Here is a 25468-nt window from a genome sequence, read left to right as displayed (position 1 = left end):
CGATTTCAGAGTGCGTGGCGTGATAGGGTGGCTGAGTTTGCGACCGCGCCGGAGGAGGCTGGACGTCCATGAGAGTCCTTGTCGTCGAGGACAATGCGGAGCTCGTCGCCTTGCTGGCGAAGGGTCTGGCGCGCAGCGGATTCTCGGCGGATTCAGTAGGCAATGCCGGCGACGCCGAGCATTCGCTGGCGGCCATGCGCTACGCTGCGATCGTGCTCGATCTCGGTCTGCCCGATCAGGACGGGTTGTCGTTGCTGCGGGGTATCCGCGGACGCGGCGATTCGACGCCGGTTCTGGTTCTCACGGCCCGTGACGGGGTGAGCGACCGGGTCAATGGGTTGCGCGCCGGGGCCGATGATTACCTCGTGAAGCCCTTCGCCATGGAAGAGTTGGTGGCGCGCCTGCAGGCGCTGCTGCGACGGCCCGGCAATCTGCTGGGTCGCCAGCTCACCTTCGGCAACGTGGCGCTCGAAACCGAGGGACGACAGGTGTTCATCGACGGGACGGTGCGGGTCTTTCCCGCACGGGAGACAGCGATCCTGGAGATCCTTCTGCGACGCGGCGGCCATGTCGTGCCGAAGCGTCTGTTCGAGGACCAGCTTTTCGGCCTGTCGGGAGATGTCGGTTCGAACGCGGTCGAGGTCTACGTCCATCGTCTGCGGAAGATGCTGGCCGACTGCGGTGCCACGGTGAAGATCCATACCGTGCGCGGCGTCGGCTATCTGCTGGCCGAGGAAAAGGCCGCCGTTTGACGCGCTTCCGGTCGATCATCTCCCGTGTCGTCGCGCTGCACATCGTGGCGATCGGCGTCACGTCCATCCTGATGCCACTGGCGCTCTACTGGCTGCTGTACGAGGCCGCCAACAGTCTCCATCGCGATGCGCTGCGGGCCCAGGCTCTGACGATTGCGAGCTTCCTGCATCCCACACCCGATGGCGGCACTGTCACGCTCGACATACCGCCGGAGGCTCAGCCGATCTACTCGGGCGAGTACGCCCTCTATGCCTATGCGATCCTCGACGCGAAGGGGAACGTGCTGTTCACCTCACGTCCGGACGATGCGCCGCTCTCGGCGCCGATCGATCCGCTGACCGACGATTCCTTCGTACGGCATCGCAGCAAGGGCACCTTGCTCATCGGCGTGAACGTGCCGCGCGTCATCGGCGGTCGTCTCTACTGGATCCAGGTCGGACAGGATCTGGCGCATCGCGACGTGATCATCGACGACATCGTCGCCTCCTTCCTGCCGCGTGTCGCCTGGATCACCTTTCCCATCCTGCTGCTGCTTCTGCTGATCGACATCCTGATCTTCCGTCGCGCGCTCGATCCGGTGCGCGCCGCGTCGCACACGGCGGCCTCGATCGGCCCGACCAGTACCGACGTTCGCCTGTCCGAGCAGTCGATGCCGATCGAAGTCGTCCCGCTCGTGCACGCGGTCAATCAGGCGCTCGACCGGCTGGAGGCAGGGTTCCGCGCGCAACGCGAGTTCACCGCCGATATGGCGCACGAGCTGCGGACGCCGCTCGCCATCATGCGCGCGCGCATCGACACGATGGACGATCAGCCGCTGCGCCAGTCGCTGGAAACCGACATCGTCAACATGACGCGCACCGTGAACCAGGTCCTCGACATCGCCGAACTCGAAGCGTTCGTCGTGGACGGCAGTTCCCTGGCCGACCTCCAGGCCGTGTGCGCCGATGCGGTCGCCTTCATGGCGCCGCTCGCAGTCGACAGCGACAAGACGATCGCCCTGACGGGGATCGAGACGCCCGTGTGGGTGCATGGCCATGCCGAGGCGCTGTTCCGGGCGGTTCGCAATCTGGTCGAGAATGCCATTCGCCACACGCCGGCCGGCGGGACGATCGAGGTCGATGTCGCCGCGGACGGAACGGTGCGGGTGCTGGACGAGGGCCCCGGCGTGCCGTCCTCCGACCGCGAGACGATCTTCCAGCGCTTCTGGCGGCGCGACCGCGCGCGGCCGGGGAGCAGAGGACTGGGGCTGGCCATCGTGACGCGTGTCGCCGCCGCGCATGGCGGCACCATTTCGGTCGACGACCGGCCGGGCGGAGGCGCGGTCTTCACGCTGCGCCTGCAACCTTCGCGTCCGGTCTGAGTAAGCCGAACGAGGGGGACCGCGGTTCGCGGCGGCCCTATACTCCCATCATGGCGGAAGCCGAGATCCGCAAGATCATCCACGTCGACATGGATGCCTTCTACGCGTCCGTGGAGCAGCGCGACGATCCCTCGCTGCGCGGCCAGCCGGTCGCGGTCGGCGGGCGGCAGCGCGGCGTCGTGATGGCGGCCAGCTACGAGGCGCGCAAGTTCGGCGTGCGCTCGGCCATGCCCTCGGTCACGGCCAAGCGCCTGTGTCCGGAGCTGCTGTTCGTTAAGCCGCGCTTCGAGGTCTACAAGGACGTGTCGCGCCAGATCCGCGAGATCTTCCTGGACTATACGCCGCTGGTGGAGCCGCTGTCGCTCGACGAGGCCTATCTCGACGTCACCACCAACCTCAAGGGCATGCCGCTTGCCTCGGAGATCGCGCGCGAGATCAGGGCACGCATCCTGGAGCGCACCGGCCTGACCGCCTCCGCCGGCATCTCCTACAACAAGTTCCTGGCCAAGCTGGCCTCCGACCATCGCAAGCCCGACGGCCAGACGGTGATCCCGCCGGAGAAGGGGCCGGCCTTCGTCGAGGGCCTGCCGGTCGGCCGCTTCCATGGCGTCGGGCCGAAGACGGCGGAAAAGATGAACCGGCTGGGGATCCATACGGGCGCCGACCTGAAGGCGCAGCCGCTCGACTTCCTGCAGCAGTATTTCGGCCGCTCCGGCGCCTACTACTATTCCATCGCGCGCGGCCATGACGAACGTCGCGTCGTGCCCAACCGGCCGCGCAAGTCGGTCGGCTCCGAGACGACCTTCATGGAGGATCTCGACCGGCCGGCGGCCGTGGAGGACGGCGTCGCCTCGGTGCTGGGGGATGTCTGGTCCTACTGCGAGCGCACCGGAATCGTCGGCCGCACGGTGACCGTGAAGATCAAGTATGCCGACTTCCGGATCGTGACGCGCAGCCGGACGCTGCACGAGGGCGTCGGCAGCCGCGATCTGCTGGAGCGCACGGCGCGGGAGCTGGTGCGCTCGATCTTTCCGCTCGAGAAGAAGGTGCGCCTGCTGGGGGTCTCGCTGCACAATCTGCATCAGCGCGAGGAGGACAAGGTGCCGCCCCAAATGACACTGGCCCTCTAGGAGACATGACCATGAAGATCTTCATGACCGGCGCGACCGGCTATATCGGCGGCACCGTCGCGCGCCGCCTGCTCGACGATGGCCACGAGATCCGCGGTCTCGTTCGCGACGCGGACAAGGGCGCGAAACTCGCGGTCTTCGGTGTCGAGCCGGTCATGGGCGGCCTCGACGATGCCGCGATTCTCTCCGCCGAAGCCCGGCGCGCCGATGCCGTGGTCAATACCGCCAACAGCGATCATCGCGGCGCGATCGATGCGTTCCTGGAGGCGCTTGCCGGATCGAACAAGCCGTTCCTGCATACCAGCGGCTCCAGCATCGTGGCCGACGATGCCCATGGCGATGTCGCCTCGGAGAGGATCTACGACGAGGAGACGCCGTTCGAGCCGGTGCCGGGCAAACAGGCGCGGGTTGCCATCGACCGGATGATCCGTGATGCGAGCCGCCGCAGCGTGCGCGCCATCGTCCTGTGCCCGACCATGATCTACGGTAACGGCCTGGGCCTGGCGCGAGACAGCGCCCAGATTCCCGGCCTCGCGAAGCGGGCAAAGGCGTCAGGCGTGGTGCGTCATGTCGGCAAGGGGCTGAACATCTGGTCGAACGTCCATGTCGAGGACGTGGCCGACCTCTATCGCCTCGCCCTCGCGAAGGCGCCGGCCGGCGCCTTCTACTTTGCGGAGAACGGCGAGGCCTCCTATCGCGACATCTGTTCAGCCATCGCGCGCCGCCTGAAGCTGGGCGAGCCGCAGGCGTGGCCGTTCGAGGACGCGGCCAGGGAGCTCGGCGAGAACAGCGCGGCCTATACGTTCGGCTCCAACAGCCGCGTCCGCGCCCGGCGCGCCCGCAGCGAGCTCGGCTGGCAGCCGAAGCACGGTTCGGCGACGGAATGGATCGAGGCGGAGCTGCCGCTCTAGTCTAGACGTCGATCTCGGCGATCATCCTCTTGAGCAGTGCCGCGTCGGGATAGACCCCGAAGCCGGCCCGAAGGTTGTCCGCCATATGCTCGGGCTTGCCCGTGCCCGGAATGACGCAGGTGACGTCGGGGTTTGCCAGCACGAACTTGAGCAGAAGCTGTGCCCAGCTGGTGGCGCCGATCTCACCGGCCCACTCGGGCAGCTTGCGGCTCAGGAGCTTGCGCAGAAGTCCGCCGCCGCCGAACGGCTGGTTCACGATCACCGCGATGCCGCGTTCGGCGGCGAGTGGCAGGAGCGTCCGTTCGACGGCGCGATCGTCGAGCGCGTAGTTGACCTGCACGAAGTCCCACTTCTCCGCCCGCATCACGCTCTCCAAATCGTCGTGGGCGCTCTGCGTATAGTGGGTGATACCGAGATAGCGGATGCGGCCCTCCGCCTTCCAGGCCTGCAAGGTCGGCAGATGGGCGCGCCAGTCGACCAGATTGTGAATCTGCATCAGGTCGATGCGGTCGGTCTTGAGAAGCCGCAAGGAGTTGCGCATCTGCGTGAGCCCGTTGTCGCGGCCGGTGGTCCAGACCTTCGTGGCGATGAAGGCCTTGGCGCGGGTATTGGCCGCTGAAAGCAAGTCGCCGACCACGGCCTCAGCCGACCCGTACATCGGCGACGTGTCGATCGCCGACCCGCCGGCGTCGAACAGCAGGCGCAGCACCTCGGCCAGCGGCGCACGGTTGGCCGGCCGCGCGCCGACGTCGAAGGTACGCCACGTACCGACGCCGACGACGGGCAGCATCTCGTCCGACGCGGGGATCTTGCGCTGGTGCATGCGGGCTCCCGGCTGCGCGGCGGCTCGCCCGGCGGCGAGGACGGTGGCGCCGGCGAGGCCGAGCAGGGCTGAACGGGTCAGGGACATCATATTCTCCGCGACCTCAACGTTTCCAAGGGTCGATCAGGCTATCGGTATCTGAAAATTTTCGCCGGCGATGCGCGGATCGACACGGTGGCCATTGACCGTAACCTTGGGCTCACGGGCAAGCCCCGAAATCGTGATCGTCGCGGCCAGGCCGTCCTGGTCGGGCTTGGGCGCATGGTCGATCTCGATCTCGAGCGTCCAGGGCCGGTACTCGAGCCTCATCAGGCCGACCTTTCCGTCGGCGCGGAAGGCCGCGCCGTCGCGCGTTGCGAGCGCGAACGCCTGCGGGTCGGGCAGCGGATTGTAGGCGACCACCGCACCGCTCGACGGATCGGCGATCAGGTACGCCTTGCGCCCGGGTTCGGTCGTCAGCACCGCGCCGGCCTTTTCCAGACGGCCGCTCGTGCCCTGCTGCGCCCAGAAACTGTCGCGATCGATGCCCGCCGGCAGGTAAGGCCAGGCGCCGTTCAGCCGGCGATAGGGGATCGCCTTCTGCTGGGCGCCGCCTTCCAGCGGATAGTTGATCTCCACCGGCTGGGCGAATTCGGTCGAGAAGCCCGCCTCCATGAGGTCGCCGCCGCTGCGGTAGCGGACGTCCATGATGCGCCTCGCGGCGTTCCAGTCCGCCTTCAGCTCGGCGGCGGCGATATGGCGGCGGAAGGCCTCGAAGCTGCCATGTTGCGCCTCGTCGCCCATCTCGAGCACGAAGCCGCCGTAGCTACGGGACAGGATGGCGTCGAGATCGAGGGAGGAGACGGGCGCCGGCTGCGCACGGCGGAGGTTGAACAAGGAGATGGTGAGGGCGGGTCCCACCTGGGCGCCGTTCGGCTCCGCTTCCGCCGCGATTCCGGGCGCGATCTCGATGTCGGTGTCGCGGCCGAGATCGGTCGCGGGCAGCGGCAGGATCGCGAGATAGGTCACACCGTCGCGGATGAACAGGCTCTGGCCGGCCGGCAGTTTCTGCGGGAACGACTCGAGACGGCGCTCGCCTGCATGGAATTCCCAGCCGGGCGAGGTGGCGAAGTTCCACAGACCGATCACCGTCGCCAGCGAGGCGATCCTGTCGGTGGCGGCGTCGAGGAAGCGCTGGCGATTGCAATGCGGTGTCGCGAAGACGATGGCGCGGTTGCGGCTCTGGAAAGTGAGCAGCAGGCCGGCCTGCGGGATCAGCCCTTCGCGCGTGCTGGTGAGGTTCGGCGTGTTGGCCGAATACCGCGCGGTCAGCATCCCGCGCTGTGCCGGACTCGTGGCGGTCTGCGGCGCGCGGACCCACTGGCCGACGAGATCGACCGTGCCGCCGCGCATGTCCTGGCTCGCAAGCCCGTGCCAGCGCCCGAGATAGGTCCGCTTCCAGAGTGGTGGCTGGTAGATGCCGCGCGTCGTCTCGGCCGAGGTTTCCTCGCAAGGCAGGATACGGTCGTCGATCGGGCCCGACACCCAGTCGGGCGCCCACGGGGCGGCCAGGCTCTGCATCGCCACGCGGCCCGGCGGGAAGTCGTAACCCCAGGCCGGCATGCCATGCACCGTGCCCGTCGAATCCGTGTCGAGGTGATTGACGACGCCGGCCTTCGATACGGTGTGGAGCGCACCGTAGATGCCGTCCTGTTCGGCGAGCACGCCCGAGAGGCGGACACGGGTGCCGGAGCAGACGAAGCGGCGCAGGGCGGGATGATAGACGCTGATGAGCAGCTCCAGCGTGCGATCCACCAGCACGCGACCCATCAGGCGGTCGAGCGGTGTCGGTCCATGGTCCCTGAACAGCTTGAGAGCGCTCAGGGTGATCGACAGGTAATAGGGATCGAGCATTTCCTGCGTGCTGCCGTCGAGGAAACCCCAGAAGCGCAGCGGCAGGTTCTCGAGACCGTGCCGCCCGTCCCCCATCGCATGAGACGAGCCGATCGTCGCGCCGCCGAGCAGGGCGCCCATGGCGGCGGTGTGATTGAAGTTCTGTGTGCTGACGGCGTAGTTGTAGCCGTCACGGAAGAACGACGCGCGCCCGCGCCAGTCCTTGTTGCGGCGCCAGTAGTCGATGGCTTCGGGACCCTGCGGCGAGACGAACGCGCTGGTCGGCAGATCCGGCTGCAGCCAGGCCGTCCAGTAGGCCTTCAGGTGCTCCTGCACCGGTTCCGGCAGCAGCTCGCGAAACAGGTGCCAGATGAGCAGCAGGTCGGCGATCTCCCAGCCCATCCAGTAGCGCGGCGGCCGGGCGAGGAGTTCCTTGAGCCGGCTTTCATACGCACTCTGCGCGTCGGGTCCGACGACGTCCGCCCAGGGGCTGACATTGTCGCCGCCGACGCGCTGCAGTTCGCGGATGCGCTCGCGCTGCCATTCGGGGCGCTTTCCCGTTGCGTGGGTGGCCGCACGTGCCCGCTCAGCGATCTCCTCGATCGGCAGGAGACGGGCCGTCGGCTGGCCGCCATCGGCAGTGCGCGGCAGGGCGCGGTCCGCAGCGGGTGGCAAGGCGATCGCGACCTGGGCCCCGCTGGCGACGGTGCGCAGCGTGAGTTGCAGGTGGGCGACCTTGAACTTCAGCCCGTGTCCGCCGATCGGCATCGCCCACTCGTACGCATTGCCGCGTTCGCGATAGCGCGTGTCGTAGGTCTCCAGCTTGCGCAGGAGGAAGCCGCAGCGCTCGGGCATCAACAGCCGGCTCGGCGGATCGCGCGTCAGTATGTCGGTCGAGAAGAAGCGCGTGATGTCGAAGCGAGCCTTCCGCTGCTGCAGCGAGAGCTCCTGCGGGTCGAGCAGTCCGTCGAAGCGGTCGCGCGTCGGATCCGTCGCGCCCCAGCGGGCCCAATATCGCCTGCCGTCGATGCTGGCATTGAAGGTCGGTCCGATTGCTTCATCGGCGACCCATGGCTGACGCAGCGGCCACGCCACCACATGCCAGCCCGGCGGATCGTCGGTCCAGCGCTTGCGGCCCAGGCCCTCGCGGCAGGTGTAGCCTTCGGGCACGATTTCGTAGCCGCCATAGTCCAGTACGAGCTCGGCCTTCGCCAGCACGCGGCCACGCAACAGGTGAAGGGCGATGGCATCGGCGGCGCCGGGAAAGCGCAGGAGAACGGAACGGTGCACGCTGTCGACCGTGCGGCCGCCCGGCATCGGCCTGTCCCAGTCGCGACCGTCGATGGTTGCAGTTTCGATGTCGCTGATGAGGACCCGTTCTTCGCGTCGCGGCTGCGCGCCCGCCGGACCGGCGGCGAGCATTGCGGCCGTGACACCGGCGCTGCGCAAGAAGCGGGAGCGGGTGAGGGCACGTGACATTGCAATGTCATTGTTCAGCAATGATGACCATTACGCCAGCGGGGAAACCCGACGCCATATTGATGCCGCACGCGAAGGTTCTTCTGTGACCGTCTGTTGTTTCGACACTTCTGGCCATTGTCTTCTCTCATGTCGCTCCCATCTCAGAACCGATCGCAGGCATCTCAGCCTGAAGGAGATCGCGCCATGCCCGAGCCCTTCGTCGTCGAAATCTGGGGAAAGCCCGCCGGCGTCGTCCTCAAGGAAGGCAATGCGTTTCGTTTCCATGCCTTCACCCGTCCCTTCTTCGAACTCGACGGTCACCAGTTCAACACGCCGGGCCAGGCGCGGCTCGCCGCGGCCAAGCTTCAGCCGCCGGGCGAAAGCGCACGCGCGGAGTAGGTCCTTTCGCCTTGTCGGTCGCCTGAGGGGACGCTAGTCCACATCACGACCGACAAAGGAGGAAAGTGGTGATCAAGCGCAAGCAGCGTATTCCGATTCGTGACCTCTCGACCATGAAGGCGGAGGATCGCGAAGCCATCGAGAAGAACGCAATGAACGGCCAGGTGTTCAACATCTTCAAGGTGATGGCCAATCACCCCGCGCTGACGAAGCGCTGGACGCCGTTTGCCGGCCACATCCTCTCCAAGCAGACCCTGCCGTTTCGCGATCGCGAGCTGCTGATCCTGCGCATCGGCTGGCTGAACCAGGCTGAATATGAGTTCGCGCAACACGAGTTGATCGCCAAGAGGGGCGGCGTCACGGACACCGACATCGCCAATCTCAAGGAAGGCCCCAAGGCCAAGGGCTGGAGCGAGCACGAGGCGGCGCTGATGCAGCTCGCCGACGATCTCTTCGAAAACTCGGTCGCCTCCGACGAGACCTGGGCCACCCTGTCGAAGACCTATTCGACCGAGCAGCTCATGGACGCCGTCTTCACGGTCGGCCAGTACAATCTCGTCTCCTGGGCGCTCAACAGCTTCGGCGTCCCGCTCGACGACTTCCTGCCGGGCGCGGAAAAGAAGTAAGCCTGCGTTAGTATTTGCGAGTCATTCGCAAGTAGAATAGACCGGTCCCGGGATAGCGAATCGGGACCATGGGGCGGCACGACGTATCTGCTTTGATCGCGAGCTTTCGCGAGAACTACCAGGATCTGCTGCGCTTCCTGACGCGGCGGACCGGTAATGCCGAGCGTGCCGCCGATGTGGCCCAGGATACTTATGTCCGGCTGGCGGCCATCCCGCCGACCAATCTCGACATTCAAAATCCGCGAGCCTTCGTCTATCGCGTCGCCGGCAATCTGGCGATCGACACGATGCGGCGCGAAGGCCGGATCGCGGCCGACTTCACCCTCCTCGAAGCGGCGGAAACGGTGCCCGATACGGCGCCGTCTCCTGAGGCGAGTGCGCTTGCCCGCGAGCGGCTGCGCCTGTTGGAGGCGGCGCTGGACGAGTTGCCGTCAAAACCGCGTCTTGCCCTGTTGCTCAGCCGGGTCGAGGGGCGGTCCTTCGTCGAGATCGCCCGCCAACTCGGCGTGTCCGAGAGCATGGTGGCCAAATACATCGCACAGGCGCTCCGTCATTGCCGCGACCGGCTGCGACGCAATGATAACGGATAAGTTAGCGGCAGCCGCTGCAAGCCGGCACTCCGTCAATCGTCATTGAGTCGGGGGAAAGAGTCACATCGAATGTCGAGTGAGGGGGAAGAACCAGTCGCGGCGTCGCCGTCTCGCGACCGAGCGCTGAGCGACGAAGCCATCGACTGGCTGGTGCGGCTGAGTTCAGGCCGCGCTACGCCGAACGATCGGCAGGCGTTCCTGCATTGGCGTGAGCGGTCGCCGCTGCACGATGCTGCGGCAACTGAGGCGGAAGCCCTGATGCGCGGCGTTGCCGAAACCCGACAGGCCGACACGCTGCGTCGCGGCGTCGTACCGCTGTCGCTGTCTCCCTCGCCGCGGCGTGTCAGCCGACGTACCGTGTTTGCAGGTGCGACGGCCGCCGCCGCTTCCGTTGCGGTCGTCACCGTCGGGCTCAACCTGCTGGGACCACTTTCCGGCTTCTACGCAGATCACGCCACCGCCGTAGGCGAGCGCCAGCGTATCGTCCTCGCGGACGGTTCGGTCGTCACGCTCAACACCGCCACCGCGCTCTCGGTCGACTATTCGGGCCATGAGCGACGTATTGCCCTCCACGACGGCGAAGCGCTGTTCGAGGTCGCCAAGGACCCCAATCGCCCGTTCATCGTGATGGCGGGAAACGGTCAGGCCCGAGCAGTCGGCACGGCCTTCGTCGTGCGGCGCAACGACACGTGCGAGCAGGTCATCGTCACCGAGGGCACGGTCGAGGTCACGGTCGGGAAGGCCGCGCCGGTCCGACTGGAAGCGGGGCAGAGGCTCGGCTTCGGTGAGGGCGACGGGCAGAAGGTTCGCACCGTCGACGTCGACGCTGTCACGGCGTGGCAGCGCGGCAAGCTCATCTTCAATCGCCGGTCGCTGCAGAGTGTCGTCGAGGAACTGCAGCGCTACCGCCGCGGACGGATCGTCATCGCCAACGAAGAACTCAAGAGTCTTCAGGTCACAGGCGTCTTCGACCTCGACGATCCTGATCATCTGTTGCGTACCCTCGTGGAAACCAGCAAGGCCCGGGTCATCCAGATGCCCCTGCTGACGATCATTCGCTGAGCGCGCTGCAAGTTCGCCATCATCGATTCGTCTTAACCTCAAGACGGTGAGACTGAGACGCACTCCAGATCAAGGAGCTCGCCTGCCGCCGCCGCGTAGCTTTGGGGGACGACATGCTGGTTTCACGTGTGCTGCTCGCGTCGACGATCGCAACCGGCCTGTGGTGGCCCGCCCTGGTCGAGGCGCAGGGTGAGTCGGGACAGGCGCCTCGGACGCAGGAACAGGCGCAGGCGCCGCGCGCCGTGACCTTCAACATTCCCGCGCAGGACCTCGATACCGCGTTGACGCGGCTTGCCGACCAGGCCGGCATTCGACTGCTCGGAGCCTCGGGAGATCTGGCCGGCAAGCGTACCGCCGGCCTGTCGGGGACCTACACCGTGGCGCAGGCGCTCAATGCCTTGCTGGCGGGAACCGGCGTCGGTTGGCGCTTCAGCGAAGCCAATACGGTGGTCCTCGAGAAAATCGGCGCCGGAGCGCAGGTGCCGGGTGCCCTGCAGCTCGACCCGGTGCAGGTGCAGGGCATGTTCCCGGTGCCGTCACAGGCGATGATCGACAATGTCCCGCCGCCCTACGCCGGCGGCCAGGTCGCCAAGGGCGGCCAGCTGGGCGTGCTCGGCAACCGCGACGTGATGGACACGCCGTTCAACCAGACCAACTTCACGGCGAAGAAGGCACAGGACCAACAGGCGCGCTCGGTGCGTGACGTTCTGATCGACGACCCCTCCGTTCGCTTCTATGTGCCGGACGGGGGCATCGGCGCCGAACTCATCAACATCCGCGGCTTCAATATCCAGAACAATGCCTGGACCTATGGCGGCCTGTTCGGGCTGCTGCCGACCTACTCCGTGATGCCGGAGATGGCCGAGCGTATCGAGGTCCTGAAGGGGCCAAGTGCGATGCTGAGCGGGATGTCCCCATCCGGCGCGATCGGCGGCACCGTCAATATCGTGCCGAAGCGCGCCGGTGATGCGCCGCTCACCCAGGCGACCCTGAACTACAATTCGGCCGGGCAGGTTGGCGGCGCCGTGGATGTCGGCCGACGCTTCGGCAATGACCAGCAATTCGGCGTACGCTTCAACGGCGCCTATCGCGCGGGCCAGACAAACATTCAGTACAATACCGACGAGCGCCTGCTCGGCGTTCTCGGCTTCGATTATCGTGGCGATCACGTTCGGCTCTCCGCCGACCTCGGCTACCAGTACGAGTATATAACAGGCGTGGTGCCCTATCTGGGCCTTGCCGCCGGCGTGCAGCTTCCCTGGGCCCCGAACGTCCGCAACAATCCCGCGGCTCAGGCATGGAGCAACAAATGGACCAAGGATGCCTTTGCGGTCCTCCGTGCCGAAGTCGACATGCTCGAAACGGTGACGGCGTTTGCGTCGTTCGGTGTTCACGACAGCCGCTACGGCCAGCTCTACAGCACGGACATCGTCACCATCACCAACCAGAACGGCGCGGCGCGAGGATCTCAGGCCGTGCAGAATTCCTATGCCCAGATCCTGACAGGCGAAGCAGGGGTGAGGGCCCTCGCCACGACCGGTCCCATCTCGCATGAGTTCGTGTTCAGCGGGTCGATCTACGAATCGGCGAGCGGTATCGCGTCCGTGGTCGGCGCGGCCTACAACACCAACATATACAATCCGATCTACGTGGCGCCGGCCGGTCTCGCCAATCCCGCCGCCAACAAGAGCGCGACGCAAAGCCTGCAGAGCCTGGTGATTGCCGACACCCTGTCTGCCGTCGACAAGCGCATCCAGCTCACCCTGGGCGCGCGCCTGCAGCAGGTGGGGGCCTCGAACTTCAACGTCATCACCGGTGCTCGCACGAGCAGCTACGAGCAGACCGCCCTCAGCCCGTCCGTCGCGCTCGTCTTCAAGCCTTGGCAGAACATCTCGCTGTACGGCAACTTCATCCAGGGGCTGCAGCAGGGTACGACCGTCGGCACCGCCTTCGCAAATGCCGGCGAAGTTTTTCCGCCATTCAAGGCGACGCAGTACGAGGTCGGCGTGAAGGCCGACTGGGGCAAGTTCACGACGACGGCCAGTCTCTTCCAGATCACCCAGCCGAGCATCCTGACGAACACCGTCACGAATACCCAGTTCCTGGGTGGGGAGCAGAGGAATCAGGGCCTGGAGCTGAACGTCTTCGGCGAACCTCTGCCCGGTGTTCGCCTGCTGGGTGGGGCGATGTTCCTCAATGCCCTGCTGACCAAGACACAGGGTGGTGCAACCGACGGCTGGACGGCGCCCTTCTCGCCGAACCTCCAGCTCAGGGCGAGTGCCGAATGGGATCTACCGTTCGCGCGTGGTCTCACCGTGAACGGCCGCGTCGTTTACACCGGCTCCCAATACATCGACACGACCCTGCCGCGACGCAGCCTGCCGGATTGGACTCGCTTCGACATTGGCGCGCGCTACGTCTTCGATACAGACAACAGCCCGACGGGCAATCCGGTAGCGATCCGCTTCAACGTCGAGAATCTGTTCGACAACAACTACTGGGCGGGCGGGTCCGGCGCCACGACGCTGTTCCTCGGGGCACCGCGGATCTTCCGTCTGGCGTTGACCGCGGACTTCTGAGGCCTTCGCCGTATTGCGGTCGACGCAGATGGAACAGACGTTCCGGGGGGCGATGGGCTGGCTTCACACCTGGACCGGTGTGGTGCTGGCGGGGCTGCTGTTCGCCATCTTCTGGATGGGCACGCTGAGTGTCTTCGATCGCGAGATCGACCGATGGATGATGCCCGCGACGCGGCTGGCGCTGCCGGAGAGTCCCCTCCCGCTCGATACGCTACAGCCCCTGATCCAGGAGTCGGCTGCAACGCGCGCGTCCTTCTGGTCCGTCCTGTTGCCGACCGACCGGATGCCAATGTTTCGCGTGGCTTGGCGCACGCCGTCGGGACCGGTCGTGCGCTATCTCGATCCCGTCACGGGCGCTTCGTTACCCGATCCGGGCACGCTGGCCGGGACCCAGTTCCTCTATCCGTTCCACTACAATCTGCACATCCGCTTCGCCCAGCTCGGCTCGTGGCTGGTGGGATTTGCCGGCATGGCGATGTTGGTCCTGTGCGTTTCGGGCGTGGTCATCCATCGCAAGCTCTTCGCCGACTTCTTTGCTTTCCGGATCGACAGGAAACCGCGCCGCTCGATCCTCGACCTGCATAATGTCGCCGGCGTGCTCGGCCTGCCGTTCCACATCGCCATTACCCTGTCTGGCCTGATCATCTTCTACTCGGTCTATTTTGCCGCGGTATGGCAGGTCGCATATCAGGGCGACCGGCGCGCCTTTGGCGCGGAGGCCTTCGACCTGTTCGATCGCGCGAAGGCGAACAAGCCCGGCACGCTCGCGTCCCTGGACGAGATGGTCACGCGGGCTCGTGAAAGCTGGGAAGGCGACGTGCCGCGCTTCGTGACCGTGCGCAATCCTGGCGACGCGGCGGCGGTTGTGCAGGTGAGCCGCGCGAACGACGATCGGGTACGCGCCGCGGCCGATGTGGCATCCTTCGACGCGACGACGGGCCAACTGCTGCACCAGCGGCTCGGCGCGCAGCCGGTGGTGACGGCCTCGCGGTTCATCTCCGGGTTCCATCTCATCCAGTTCCGCCACTGGACGCTGCGCTGGCTCTACTTCGGGCTCGGCTTGATGGGATGCGTCCTGATCGCCACAGGCGCCCTGTTCTGGCTGGACTCGCGCCGCCGCCGGCATGCGCAGCTGGGGTTGCGCGGTGTGCGCATCGTGGAGGGACTGACGGTCGGCTCCGTGGCCGGCCTTCTCGTCGCGACGCTGGCGTTCTTCGTGGTCAATCGCCTGCTGCCGCCGGGTGCGGCGTTCCTGGGCCACGGGCGCGCCGCGCTGGAGATCTGGACCTTCTATCTCGTGTGGCTGGCAACCTTCGCCCATGCCTGGTCACGGCCGGGGCACGCCTGGGTCGAGCAGCTGGGCATGATCGCGACCTTGGCCCCGGCCGCCGTGCTGCTGAACTGGATGACCACCGGCCACCATCTCGGCCTCACCCTCGGTCTGCGCCATCTCTGGCCGGTGGGCGGCATGGACCTGATGCTGCTGCTGGTCGCCGCGCTGGCGACCGGCGCGGCGCTCCAGCTCCGGCGGCGAAAGCCGGCCGCCTAGCCGCGTGACTTCAGCGCCTCGCGACCTCGACGTTCCAGAAGACGGTCGTCGAGGGTGGGCGGATCCAGCCCTTCGTGCGGGCGCTGACGGCCGAGGCACTGTACCATTCGCCAAGCGGATAGTGCGTGCCGAGCTGCAGGGCGCGCTCCTGGATCTCCTCGGCGATGGCCTTGCGCTTTCCCAAATCCGGCTCGAGCGCGAAGGCCTCGCGCATCGCCTCGATCTGCGCGTCGCACGACCAGCCGGCCGAGGCCTTGTCGCAGGCCGAGTTCAGGAACAGCGACGTGATCGGGTTCGCGACGTCGATGACGCCGGTGCTTGAGAGAGTGACGTTCCAGCCGCGATCTTCGGGCGGCTCCTTGCGCATGACGCGCGCGAGGTGCGTCTGCCAGTCGGCGGGACGCATGTCGACCTTGAAGCCCACGCGTTCGAGCTGCGCCTTGGCGACGGGGCCGAGGTTGGCCAGCGAGGCCAGGTCTGTCACCTGCAGCAGGACGATCGGCCGTCCATCGTAGCCCGCCTCCTTGAGAAGCGCCTTGGCCTTCTCGACATTGCCCTCGAGCAGGCCTGCCGTGCCCTTGTCGGACGCGAGCGGCGTGCCGCAGCCATAATACGTCCTGCAGAGGCGCCAGTACTTGGGATCGCCGACGGCGGCGTCGAGAAATTCCTTCTGGTCGATGGCGTAGCCCAGGGCGAGCCGCATCCGGGGATCGTTGAAGGGCGGATGGAGCCAGTTGGGGCGAAGCGCATACTGGCTGGCATAGGCGCCGCGCTGCACCTCGATGCCTCGCCGCTTCTCGACCAGCGGCAGCAGGTCGTGCGCCACCGATTCGAGCGCATCGACCTCGGCGTTCTCCAGTGCATTCACCGCGGTCTGCGGATCGGCAATCGACACCCATTCGACGCGATCGACCTTGGCGACCTTGCCGCCCGCGTAATTGGCCGGTGGTTCGGTGCGGGGCACATAGTTGGGATTCTTCACATAGACGACGCGGTCGCCGGGCCGCCATTCGTCGGCCTTGAACATGAACGGGCCGGAGCCGGTCGGATCCTTGATCTGCTGGGTGGCCGGCGCGTCGGCGACGCGCTTGGGCATCATGAAGGGCACGACCCCGGCCGGCTTGGCGAGCGAATCGATCACGAGTCCGTAGGGGCGGGCGAGTTCGAGGCGGATCGTCTTCGCGTCGGGTGCGCTGAGATCCTTGACGTTGGCCATGAGCTTGAGGCCGACCGGATCGCGGCTGCCCCAGCGCTTGAGCGAGGCCACGCAATCCTCGGCCGTTACGGCAGTCCCGTCGTGCCATTTCAACCCGTCGCGCAGGGTGAAGCTGTAGACCAGCCCGGCCGGATCGACGGTCCAGTTGCCCACCATCTGCGGCTGCGGCTTGAGATCGCCGTCGAGGCTGAACAGCGTGTCGTAAACGAGGTAGCCGTGGGTGCGGCTGATCTGCGCCGACGCCCAGATCGGATCGAGGATCTTGAGATCGGAATGCATCACGATCTTGAGGGTCGATTGCGCAGCGGCCGGCATCGCGAGCGCGAGCCCGGCGACGGCGCCCAGCAGGGCCTTGAAGTTCATGCTTCCTCCCTAGATTTGTTCGTTTGCGAGTCCGTTGATCGTCTGCAGCGCCTGGGCGCGGAACTGGCCGAGGATCATGCCTTTCCAGTCGTCGGCATCGACGTAGAAGGCGTCGCGCACCGCGCGCCTGATGTCCTTCACGAGAGGCGCCGGCGCATCGGGGTGGCCCGCCAGCCAGGCCTCGCCGCGCAGCGCGTGGCGCACGACGGGATTGGGCACGGTGCCATATTCGAGCGTCGTTGGCGTGATCGCGACGCCGGGACATTCCTCCGGCGCACAGCCGGTGATGTGCCCGATGGTGCGCGGCGAGACCGACTCGGTCGCCGTGCTCACGATCAGGTCGCTGCCCCACCAGGCTTTCGCGCGTTTCGTGGTTTCCTCGGAATGGCGGCCGAAGATCTTCTCGCCATGACCATAAGGTCCGAGGCCGGTATGGACGTCGATCCAGGCGATGTGCCGCTTGTTCGTGCCATGAGCGCGCAGGATCGAGCGGATCGTGCGGTTGCTCCAGGCCGGCGCCGTGCCGCTGTAGAAGAGGCCGTTCGCATGCTTCGCCTGGCCGCTCGACACGCCGGGATCGCGTTGCCCCGCCAGGCCCGCCATCGCGGCGATCAGGCGCTCCTCGTTGTCGGTCGAGGGCGGCCAGGTCGCCGGCACCAGCAGGTCGTGGATCTGCTCGTACACCGGGTTGTCGGGATAGGGTTGGGAGAAGTCTCCGAAGTTGCGGTTGAGGTCGATATTGTCCTCGTTCGTCCGCTTCAGGTGCGAGAAGCCGTACGGATTCACCGCATGGATCAGAAGCAGCGCGATGCCGCGATCGGCCGCCCGCTTCGCCAGCTCGTCGTTCAACAGCGCGAGCTGGCAGGCCGAGCCGGCAAAGCCTTCGGGTCCGTGCGTGCCCGAACTCACGATGAACAGTTTGTTCGCATCCGCAGGCCCCAGCAGCGCCGTGTCGGTGGCAATCTCCTCACCCGCCGCGCCCTTCGACGGATGGATGTTGTTCTGGACGCTGGCGCCGGCTTTGGCGGAGGCGTCGAGGAACCGCTGGCGCGCTACGTCGTAATCAGCGGAAAAGAACGAGGCGCTCATCTGACCTTCTCGTCGATGTAATCCAGGGTGCGGAAGGCGCCGCCGATCACCGGCAGGAACCACGGCTTGCCGGAATAGAGCGGAATGGGCGGCAGCGCCGTTCCGGCGAAGGGCACCTTGCCACGCAGACGCCCGGCGATCGATTGCCCCATCGCATTGCCGAGGAACGGCATCATCGACACGCCCGAGCCGTTGCATCCCAGCACGAAGTGGAGCCCGTCGAGTTCGCCCGCATGGGGCAGCGCGTCGTAGGTGAAGGCGACGTTGCCTTGCCAGGTGTGGGTGACCTTGGTGTCGGCGAGTTGCGGCAGTCGTTCGACCAGCGCCTGGTGCAGGAGCCGGGCGCGGAGCTCGGCGTCGATCTCGGTGAAGCGGGCGCGGCCGCCGAAGATCACCCGCTTTCCGTCGGGTGAGATCCGATAATAGTGCAGCACCCGCCTCGTCTCGGAGAAGGTACGGCCCTTGGGGCAGATCTCGCGAATCAGGTCCGCGGGCAATTCCTCGGTGGCAATGATGTGGCTGGCGATGGGCACCAGCCGCTTCTGCAGGCGCGGGGTGACGCCGGACGTGTAGCCGTTGGTCGCGACGACGACGTGACGCGCCCGGACCTCGCCCATGCTGGTGCTGACCCGCCAACCCTCGCCGTCGCGGGCGAGGCCGGTGGCGCGGCAATGGCCGGCCAGGGTCACCGAGTTGCGCCGGCGCACCGCCGCCAGCAGGCCGCCATAGAACAGGGCGGGATGCAGCTTGCCCGCGGTCTCGAAGACCATGCCGCCATGGTAGAAATCGCTGCCGATCTCCTCGCGCTGCTCTTCGCGGGTGATCAGGCGGCAGTCGGTGGCACCGCCATCGCGCAGCTTGGCGAAGCGCGTGCGCAGGCCTTCATAGTGCGACGCCGCGCAGGCGCCGAGGAAACGGCCGCGCTGCTCGAGGTGGCAGTCGATCCCTTCCTGTTCGACCAGGTCGATCAGCGCGCGATAGGCGTCGATCGCCCAGCCCACCACGTCGCGCACGAGTTCGGGGGAATAGTCGAGCGTGCGGCCGGTGAAACTCTTGCCGATCGACAGGCCGGCGCTCAAGGCGCCGCCGCTGCGCGTCGAGGCGCCCGCGCCGAATTCGTCGGCTTCCAGCACGACGCTCTGCACGCCGCCATCGGCCAGCGCACGCGCCGTCGCGAGGCCCGCATAGCCGCCGCCCACGATCACGACGTCGGTGCGGGCGGGCAGCGACGGCGCGGTGATGGCTTGCGGACGGAATGCCTGCCACCAGTAGGGCTCGTCCTTGAAGTCGCTGGAGAAAATCGACTGGTTAGCCGCAGGCATGACAACTCTCACACGCAAAAACGTTGACAGGAATGAGTAAAGGCTTGAGCCATGAGACGGTCAAAGTCATTGTCCGACGGGGTTAAGTCGTCGAGGTTATGATGATCACGTCGCGTCAGCTCGAAGCCTTTCGCGCCATCATGGCGCATGGAACGGTGACCGCCGCCGCGGAGCGTCTGGGCGTCTCGCAGCCGGCGGTGAGCAAGATCCTGGCGGGGCTGGAGCACGAGATCGGCTATCCCCTCTTCACCCGCATCAAGCGACGCCTGGCGCCGACCAGCGAGGCCCGGCTTCTCGAACAGGAGGTGACGAGGCTCTATCACAGCCTGGAGCGCGTGACCGACGTGGCGCGGGAAATCCGGGAGCGCCAGATCGGAGACCTGTTGATCTATTCGACGCCGGCGCTCGGCCGCAGCGTTCTGCCGGACGTCATGGCGACGTTCATGAAACGCCACGCCAAGGCGCACATCGTGTTTCAGGTCCGCAGCTCGACCTATATCAACCAGAAGATGGTCGACCAGCAGATCGATCTCGGCTTCTCGATGATGCCGTTCGAGCATCCGGCGATGGTCACGGAGGAGCTCAGTCGGGCGGCGGCGGTCTGCGTGCTGCCGGGCGGCCATCGGCTGGCGCGGCGCAAGGTGATCCGGCCCGCCGACCTGCGCGGCGAACGCTTCCTGTCCTTCCCGCTCGACGGCCGCATGCGTCATCTGATCGATGCCGCCTTCGAGCAGGAGAGGATCGAGCGACAACTGCAGATCGACGTCTACTCGTCGGCCGATGCCTGCGCGCTCGCCGCGCGCGGCCTCGGCGTCTCGATCGTCGATCCGTTCACCGCCCGTGACTATCTCGACGCCGGCATCGCCGTCGTGCCGTTCGAGCCGCGCATCCGCTATCTCTTCCGCGCGATGCGGCCGCGCCATCGCAAACCCTCGCGACTGGCCGACGCGTTCCTCGATGCCGTGAAGGCGCACATGAAGTCCAAGGGCTGGTAGGGCCGAGCGAAGCTCGGCCCGAACACTAAGCCGGGTCATGGGCTACGAAGAATTCGAGGCCGATCAGCCGCTCCAGCAGCATGACCACCACCAGCGTCACCACGACGGTCGCGGTCGAGATCGCCGCCAGGACCGGCGAGGCATTCTCCTGGATGAACGCATAGATCTGGACCGGCAGGGTCGTGACCTGCGGTCCGGTGAGGAACATGGTGATCGTCACCTCGTCGAACGAGATGATGAACGAGAAGAGCAGCGCGGTGACGAGACCGGAGCGTGCCAGTGGCAGGGCGATGCCGAGCGCGATGCGTCGTTCGTCGGCGCCCAGCAGCGAGGCGGCCTCCACGATCTCGCCGTCGATGCGCTGCAGGGCGACGACGATCGGCCGCCAGGCGAAGGGCAGGGTGCAGACGATATGGGCGATGACGATGCCGGTCGTCGATCCGAGATAGCCCGCCATCGCGAGCACATTCACCAGCGCGACGCCCAGCGCGGCATGCGGAAAGAACAGCGGCGACATGACCGCCAGTTCGAAGGCCGGCAGCCAGCGCGGCCGCAGCCGGTGGCAGGCATAGGCGCCGGCGAAGGCGATGGCGGTGACGAGCACGGACACCACGGCCGCGATCCCGAGGCTGGTGACGAAGGCCTCGATCCAGCGCGGATCGGTGGCGGCCTCGGCATACCAGCGCAGGCTGAGTTCGCCCGGCGGGAACCGGAGATAGCCGGCGGCGGCGAACGATGTGGCGCCGATCACCACGATGGGCAGGGGCAGGAACAGCAGCAGCGCAAACGACGCGGCGCGGCCCAGTTTCACGATCGGGGCGTTCATCGGTCGGCCTTCGGCACCAGGGCCGCCTCGACCATGCGCAGGAAGGCGAGGCCCAGCCCGCTCAGCAGCAACAGGCAGATCGCCCACGCCGACGCCTTGCTCATGTTGAAGTTGTAGACGACCTCCTGATAGATCTGGGTGCCCGCCATCTTCTGGCGGATGCCGCCCAGCAGGATCGGCGTCACGATCGCGCCCATCGAGGTGAGGAAGGTGATGCCGAGCCCGGTGAAGACCCCGGGCAGCGAGAGCGGCAACACCACGCGACGCCAGGTCTCGAAGCCGCCGGCGCCCAGCGATTCGCTCGCCTCCTCCAGCCGGTGGTCGATCTGCAGCAGCACCGAGAGCGTGGCGATCACCGAGAAGGGCATCAGCACATGGGTCAGGCCGATCACCACGCCGAGATCGTTGAAGATCAGCGGCAGCGGCGACTGGATGACGCCGGCCCATTTGAGCGTCTCGTTGAGGAAGCCCTTGGGTCCGAGGATCACCAGCCAGCCATAGGTGCGCACCACGAGGCTGACCAGCCACGGCACCAGCACGATGACCAGCAGCAGGTTGCGCCAGCGCGGCAGGCGCCACAGCAGCCACGCGATCGGATAGGCCAGCACGGCCGCGGCGACCGCCACGATGGCGGCGATCGACACGGTGCGCAGGAAGACGTCGTGATAGTCGGCGCGATCGAGGATCTGCCGGAAATAGACCAGCGAGAAGCCGTCCTTGCCCCAGAAGGCATGGAAGAGGAGCAGCGCCACCGAACCCAGGAACAGGGCGAGCACCAGCAGCGCCGGCAGCAGCAGCCAGCCCAGGCCTCGCGGAGCGGAGGTGGCGCTGCGCATCTCAGGCGCCGGCCGCGAAGCCCGGCGGAAACGCCGCCGAGGCGCCGGTCTCGGCATCGAAGGCCTGGGCGAGGCTGATCAGATGCGCCTCACCATACCACGGCGCCACGAACTGGATGCCGATGGGCAGGCCCGCCTTCGAGTGCCCGAACGGGATCGAAATCGCGGGATGGCCGGTCATGTTGAAGGGGATCGTGTAGGTGTACCAGGCCGAGCGCAGGTCGCCGAGCGGCTTGCCATCGACCACCAGCGGCTCGAACTGGTTCTGGCTGGCGAGCGGCGCCGGCGTGGCGACGGTCGGGGTGAGCAGCAGGTCGCAGTCGGCGAACAGGCGCTGCACCGACTTGAAGGCGGTGGTGCGATCGACCAGCGCGCGGCGCAGGGCCACCACGTCGACGGCATTGCCTTCATCCAATGTCCGGGCGAACGACGGATCGAGATCGCCGCGCCGGTTCTTCAGGACGTCGGCGAAGCGCTCGATCTGGTTGGCGCGCAGGATGATGCGCGCCACGTCGAGCTTCCAGTCGATCTCGCGCCCGTCCATTTCCTGGATGTGGGCGCCCTGCCGTTCGAGGAAGGCGATGGCCGCGTCGAGACGGGCTTCGGTCTCGGGATCGAGATAGCCGCCGGTCATGCGGCGGATGACGGTGATGCGCCGGCCGCCGATCGGATGTTCGCCGGATTCGTCGGGCCAGGCGAAGGGCTCGCGGCCGATGGCGAGCGTCCAGGGATCGTCGCGATGGCCGCGCGACATCGAGGCGAGGCCGGCGCCGAGATCGCCCGGATGGCGCGCCATGACGCCGAGATAGGTGAGCTGGCCGAACTGGTCGGGCGGCACCTCGTGCGGCACGCGGCCCAGCGTCGCCTTCAACCCGTAAACGCCGCAGCAGGCGGCGGGAATGCGGCCCGACCCCGCGCCATCGGTCGACATGGCGATCGGTCCGAGGCCCAGCGCCACCGCGACGGCCGCGCCGCCGCTCGAGCCGCCGCTCGTATGCTCGCGGTTCCACGGGTTGCGCGTGATGCCATGCAGGGGGCTGTCGGTCAGGACCTTGTGGCCGAACTCCGGCGTCGTGGTCTTGGCGAACAGGACGGCATCGGCGCCGCGCCACTGGGCAATGGCCTCGGCGTCGATCGACGGCACGTTGTCCTTCATGGTGACCGAGGCGAAGGCCGTGCGCAGGCCCTTGGTGAGAATGAGGTCCTTGGCGGAGACCGGCACGGCGGCCAGGGCGCCAAAGGACCCGCCCTTCTTGCGCCGCGCGTCGAGGGCGTCGGCGGCGGCGCGGGCGCCGTCCGTATCGAGCGTCGCGATCGGATTGAAGGGCTCGGCCTTCTTCGTGCGCTCCAGCAGCCCCTCGACGATGTCGCGCGCAGAAGCTTTGCCGGAGGTAAAGGCTTCTACATGGTCGGCGACGGTGCGGCCGGCGAAATCCTGTGCGGGCATGTTCGTTCTTTCAGGTTGAGGCGAAGAGCGTGAATGTGTCGGACGGTACGAAGAGACGCGCCGTCTTTCCTTCGGCGAGTTCCGCCACGTGCGGCGTGTCGGCCATCGCCAGCGCCGTGAGCGGCCCCAGCGGCGTGTCGAGAACGGCCTTCACGGTGGGCCCGAGCCGATGCAACGCCGTAACGCGGCCTTCGAGCGACAGCGCGTCCGCTTGTGTTCCTTCCAATCGGACTGACTCAGGACGGCAGGCGAGCTGGCAGGCGCGGCCGGCCGAGGCGGTGCCGACGACGGACGCGCGGGGAACGGAAATCGCCCGTCCCGCGACGGAAACCGAGACCGACCTGGCATCCACCGCCTCGATCCGGCCGTCCATCATGTTGATGTCGCCGACGAAGCGGGCCACGAAGGGCGAGGCGGGGCGGCGATAGATCTCGCCGGGCGTGCCGACCTGCTGTACGTGTCCGCCGTTCATCACGACGATCGTGTCGGAGAGCATCGTCGCTTCTTCCTGGTCGTGCGTGACGAACACGAAGGTCGTGGCGAGCTGGCGCTGGATCGACTTGAGTTCGACCTGCAGCTGGCGGCGAAGCTGCAGATCGAGCGCGCTCAGCGGCTCGTCGAGCAGCAGGATCGCGGGTTCGAGCGCCAGCGACCGCGCCAGCGCCACGCGCTGCTTCTGGCCGCCGGAGAGCTGCCCGATGCGACGCCGCTCGAAGCCGGCCAGGCCCACCAGACCCAGGAAGCGCGACACGCGCGCTGCGATGTCGGAGGCGGCCGTGCCGCGGATCCGCATGCCGTAGGCCACGTTCTCGAAGACATCGAGATGCGGGAACAGCGCCAGGTTCTGGAACACCATGCCGAGCGGGCGCCGCCGCGGCGGCACGCCCTGCATGGGCGCGCCGTCGATGGCGATGGCCCCGCGGCTGGGTTCGAGAAAGCCCGCGATCAGGCGCAGCAGGGTGGTCTTGCCGCAGCCCGAGGGGCCGAGCAGGGTGACGAAGCTGCCGCCCTCGATCGCGAGATCCACTGCATGCAGCACCGTCGTGGTGCCGAACTCCTTGCCGACACCCGTGATCGAGATCGTCCCCCGGCTCACTGCTTGACGCCGGACATGAGCTTTTCGGCGCGGTCGACCCGCGCCTCGTTGTGCTCGACGACGATGCGCCAGTCGGGCGAGTAGAGCGACTTCACGATCTGCTCGTAGGGCTGCCCCAGCGTCTTCTGCAGGTCCTCGGGCAGCTTGACCTTGGCGTTCATCGGCAGCCAGCCGTCGAGCAGGGCGGCGCGCAGCTGCGGCTCGGCGCCGGCGATGTAGTTCATCCAGACCAGCGCCTTGTCCTGGTTCTTGGCGCCCTTGGGCACCACCACGACATAGGGCAGCATCAGCGCGCCCTCCTTGGGGATCACGATGCCCACGTTGGTGGCGCCCTGGCGGCGCAGGGCCCAGATGCGCGAGGCATAGAACGGCACGGCCGCGACCTCGCCGCGCGTCAGCAGCGTGTTCATGTGTGCCAGCGACGTGTAGGTCGCCAGCACGTTCGGCACGATCTTCTCCAGCAGCTTGAAGCCCGGATCGATGTCCTTCTCGCTGCCGCCCATCGCCTTGGCCATGATCACCGCGTCGTAGGGCGCGAGATAGACCGGCCGGGTCAGCGACAGCTTGCCCTTCCACTTCGGATCGGCCAGCCCCTGCCAGGACGCGAAGTCCTCGGCCTTGGCGAGGTCTGTGTTGTAGGCGATCCCGTAGTAGGTGAAGTAGGCCGGCAGGCCGACATGGCGGCCGGCTTTGTCCTTGGTCAGGAACTTCGGATCGACGTAGGCGATTCCCGGGAGCTGCTTGTCGTCGAAGCTCTCGATCAGGCCCGCATTGGAGAGCGCGATCGCCTCGAAATAGGTGACCAGCGCCAGACTGTACTGCCCGGCGGCGGCGGGAGAGCGCAGCGCGCCGGCCGGGTTCGGCACCTCGACCATCTTGATGGTCGAGCCGTTGCCCGGGTTGAACTGCTTGATGAAGGCTTCGCGCCAGGTGTTGGCGCCGCCACCGCCCCACACCGCCATGGTGAGTTCCTGGGCCGAAGCCGCGCCTGCGCCCGCACAGGCCAGGACCGCGCCACACATCAACGCCTTCAATCGGTTCATCATCGCTGGCCCCCGCCGTTGTTGCTTGGCACCGACGTTAGACGCCTCCCGCAGAGGTCGAGAAATTCATTCGCCCCTCCTGGTCATTCCCGCAGGTTATGGTCTTGGTTGTTGCTCCGT

21 protein-coding genes are annotated in these 25468 nt (G+C 66.9%); 11 read left to right on the top strand and 10 right to left on the bottom strand.

What is annotated here, in order from left to right; all coding sequences use genetic code 11:
• Positions 1 to 68: 68 nt before the first annotated feature.
• From ACO07K_RS23805 to ACO07K_RS23790, 4 genes are read left to right on the top strand one after another with little or no spacing between them, the layout of a single operon-like run.
• Positions 69 to 752 carry a response regulator gene (locus tag ACO07K_RS23805; RefSeq protein ID WP_422008874.1) on the top strand — a complete coding sequence of 228 codons (684 nt, stop codon included), beginning with the start codon at positions 69 to 71 and terminating at the stop codon, positions 750 to 752.
• Positions 749 to 2113, top strand: a complete 1365-nt coding sequence (locus tag ACO07K_RS23800; RefSeq protein ID WP_422032282.1) for an ATP-binding protein — start codon at positions 749 to 751, stop codon at positions 2111 to 2113. Before ACO07K_RS23805 ends, ACO07K_RS23800 begins: the two co-directional genes overlap by 4 nt.
• A 50-nt stretch (positions 2114 to 2163) precedes the next feature.
• Complete coding sequence (gene dinB / locus ACO07K_RS23795) at positions 2164 to 3243, top strand: DNA polymerase IV (protein WP_422032280.1); 1080 nt, start codon at positions 2164 to 2166, stop codon at positions 3241 to 3243.
• 11 nt (positions 3244 to 3254) lie between these two features.
• Positions 3255 to 4154: an NAD-dependent epimerase/dehydratase family protein gene (locus tag ACO07K_RS23790; protein WP_422032278.1), complete on the top strand. Its 900-nt coding sequence runs from the start codon at positions 3255 to 3257 to the stop codon at positions 4152 to 4154.
• Position 4155: 1 nt separating this feature from the next.
• Here the strand turns inward: ACO07K_RS23790 and ACO07K_RS23785 are convergent, their stop codons facing one another.
• Both ACO07K_RS23785 and ACO07K_RS23780 read right to left on the bottom strand, forming a co-directional pair.
• Positions 4156 to 5064: an aldo/keto reductase gene (locus ACO07K_RS23785; protein ID WP_422032276.1), complete on the bottom strand. Its 909-nt coding sequence runs from the start codon at positions 5062 to 5064 to the stop codon at positions 4156 to 4158.
• A gap of 36 nt (positions 5065 to 5100) precedes the next feature.
• On the bottom strand, positions 5101 to 8328 hold the full coding sequence (locus tag ACO07K_RS23780) for a hypothetical protein (protein WP_422032274.1): 3228 nt from the start codon (positions 8326 to 8328) through the stop codon (positions 5101 to 5103).
• Between the two features lie 186 nt (positions 8329 to 8514).
• Here ACO07K_RS23780 and ACO07K_RS23775 point away from each other — a divergent pair, with 186 nt between their 5' ends.
• The 6 genes from ACO07K_RS23775 to ACO07K_RS23750 all read left to right on the top strand — a co-directional run bounded on the left by ACO07K_RS23775 (position 8515) and on the right by ACO07K_RS23750 (position 15115).
• Positions 8515 to 8709 carry a hypothetical protein gene (locus ACO07K_RS23775; RefSeq protein ID WP_298309563.1) on the top strand — a complete coding sequence of 65 codons (195 nt, stop codon included), beginning with the start codon at positions 8515 to 8517 and terminating at the stop codon, positions 8707 to 8709.
• 68 nt (positions 8710 to 8777) lie between these two features.
• Entirely contained in the window at positions 8778 to 9335 is a 558-nt protein-coding gene (locus ACO07K_RS23770) for a carboxymuconolactone decarboxylase family protein (protein WP_422032272.1), read from the top strand.
• 68 nt (positions 9336 to 9403) lie between these two features.
• On the top strand, positions 9404 to 9925 hold the full coding sequence (locus ACO07K_RS23765; RefSeq protein ID WP_422032270.1) for an RNA polymerase sigma factor: 522 nt from the start codon (positions 9404 to 9406) through the stop codon (positions 9923 to 9925).
• A gap of 69 nt (positions 9926 to 9994) precedes the next feature.
• A complete protein-coding gene (locus ACO07K_RS23760) occupies positions 9995 to 10987 on the top strand; it encodes a FecR family protein (protein ID WP_422032268.1) in 993 nt (330 codons plus the stop codon).
• 113 nt (positions 10988 to 11100) lie between these two features.
• Positions 11101 to 13566, top strand: a complete 2466-nt coding sequence (locus ACO07K_RS23755) for a TonB-dependent siderophore receptor (RefSeq protein WP_422032266.1) — start codon at positions 11101 to 11103, stop codon at positions 13564 to 13566.
• A 28-nt stretch (positions 13567 to 13594) separates the two neighbouring features.
• Positions 13595 to 15115, top strand: a complete 1521-nt coding sequence (locus ACO07K_RS23750) for a PepSY-associated TM helix domain-containing protein (protein ID WP_422032264.1) — start codon at positions 13595 to 13597, stop codon at positions 15113 to 15115.
• Positions 15116 to 15125: 10 nt separating this feature from the next.
• On the opposite strand, the gene ACO07K_RS23745 is transcribed toward ACO07K_RS23750, so the two are convergent.
• Genes ACO07K_RS23745 through ACO07K_RS23735 form a run of 3 tightly spaced genes read right to left on the bottom strand, consistent with a single transcriptional unit; the run spans position 15126 to position 19105 of the window.
• Positions 15126 to 16694, bottom strand: a complete 1569-nt coding sequence (locus ACO07K_RS23745; RefSeq protein ID WP_422032262.1) for an ABC transporter substrate-binding protein — start codon at positions 16692 to 16694, stop codon at positions 15126 to 15128.
• 9 nt (positions 16695 to 16703) lie between these two features.
• Positions 16704 to 17783 carry a M14 family metallopeptidase gene (locus ACO07K_RS23740; protein ID WP_422032260.1) on the bottom strand — a complete coding sequence of 360 codons (1080 nt, stop codon included), beginning with the start codon at positions 17781 to 17783 and terminating at the stop codon, positions 16704 to 16706.
• Positions 17780 to 19105: an NAD(P)/FAD-dependent oxidoreductase gene (locus ACO07K_RS23735; RefSeq protein WP_422032258.1), complete on the bottom strand. Its 1326-nt coding sequence runs from the start codon at positions 19103 to 19105 to the stop codon at positions 17780 to 17782. The genes ACO07K_RS23740 and ACO07K_RS23735 overlap by 4 nt, the downstream gene beginning before the upstream one ends.
• A gap of 101 nt (positions 19106 to 19206) precedes the next feature.
• Here ACO07K_RS23735 and ACO07K_RS23730 point away from each other — a divergent pair, with 101 nt between their 5' ends.
• The gene (locus tag ACO07K_RS23730; RefSeq protein WP_422032256.1) at positions 19207 to 20100 is read left to right on the top strand and encodes a LysR substrate-binding domain-containing protein; all 894 of its coding nucleotides are present in this window, start codon (positions 19207 to 19209) and stop codon (positions 20098 to 20100) included.
• Positions 20101 to 20125: 25 nt separating this feature from the next.
• On the opposite strand, the gene ACO07K_RS23725 is transcribed toward ACO07K_RS23730, so the two are convergent.
• From ACO07K_RS23725 to ACO07K_RS23705, 5 genes are read right to left on the bottom strand one after another with little or no spacing between them, the layout of a single operon-like run.
• Positions 20126 to 20926 carry an ABC transporter permease gene (locus ACO07K_RS23725; RefSeq protein WP_422032254.1) on the bottom strand — a complete coding sequence of 267 codons (801 nt, stop codon included), beginning with the start codon at positions 20924 to 20926 and terminating at the stop codon, positions 20126 to 20128.
• Positions 20923 to 21762, bottom strand: coding sequence for an ABC transporter permease (locus ACO07K_RS23720; RefSeq protein ID WP_422032252.1), 840 nt, complete (start codon positions 21760 to 21762; stop codon positions 20923 to 20925). Before ACO07K_RS23720 ends, ACO07K_RS23725 begins: the two co-directional genes overlap by 4 nt.
• Before the next feature lies 1 nt (position 21763).
• Positions 21764 to 23209 (bottom strand): amidase, encoded by a 1446-nt coding sequence (locus ACO07K_RS23715; RefSeq protein WP_422032250.1) that lies wholly within the window; start codon positions 23207 to 23209, stop codon positions 21764 to 21766.
• 10 nt (positions 23210 to 23219) lie between these two features.
• A complete protein-coding gene (locus ACO07K_RS23710; protein WP_422032248.1) occupies positions 23220 to 24305 on the bottom strand; it encodes an ABC transporter ATP-binding protein in 1086 nt (361 codons plus the stop codon).
• Positions 24302 to 25351: an extracellular solute-binding protein gene (locus ACO07K_RS23705; protein WP_422032246.1), complete on the bottom strand. Its 1050-nt coding sequence runs from the start codon at positions 25349 to 25351 to the stop codon at positions 24302 to 24304. The genes ACO07K_RS23710 and ACO07K_RS23705 overlap by 4 nt, the downstream gene beginning before the upstream one ends.
• Between the last annotated feature and the right edge of the window lie 117 nt (positions 25352 to 25468).

It is taken from the genome of Reyranella sp., assembly GCF_965228225.1.
In the GTDB taxonomy this organism is placed as follows: domain Bacteria; phylum Pseudomonadota; class Alphaproteobacteria; order Reyranellales; family Reyranellaceae; genus Reyranella.
Note: the sequence above shows the minus strand (reverse complement) of the source record. Positions and strands in the feature narration are given on the sequence as shown.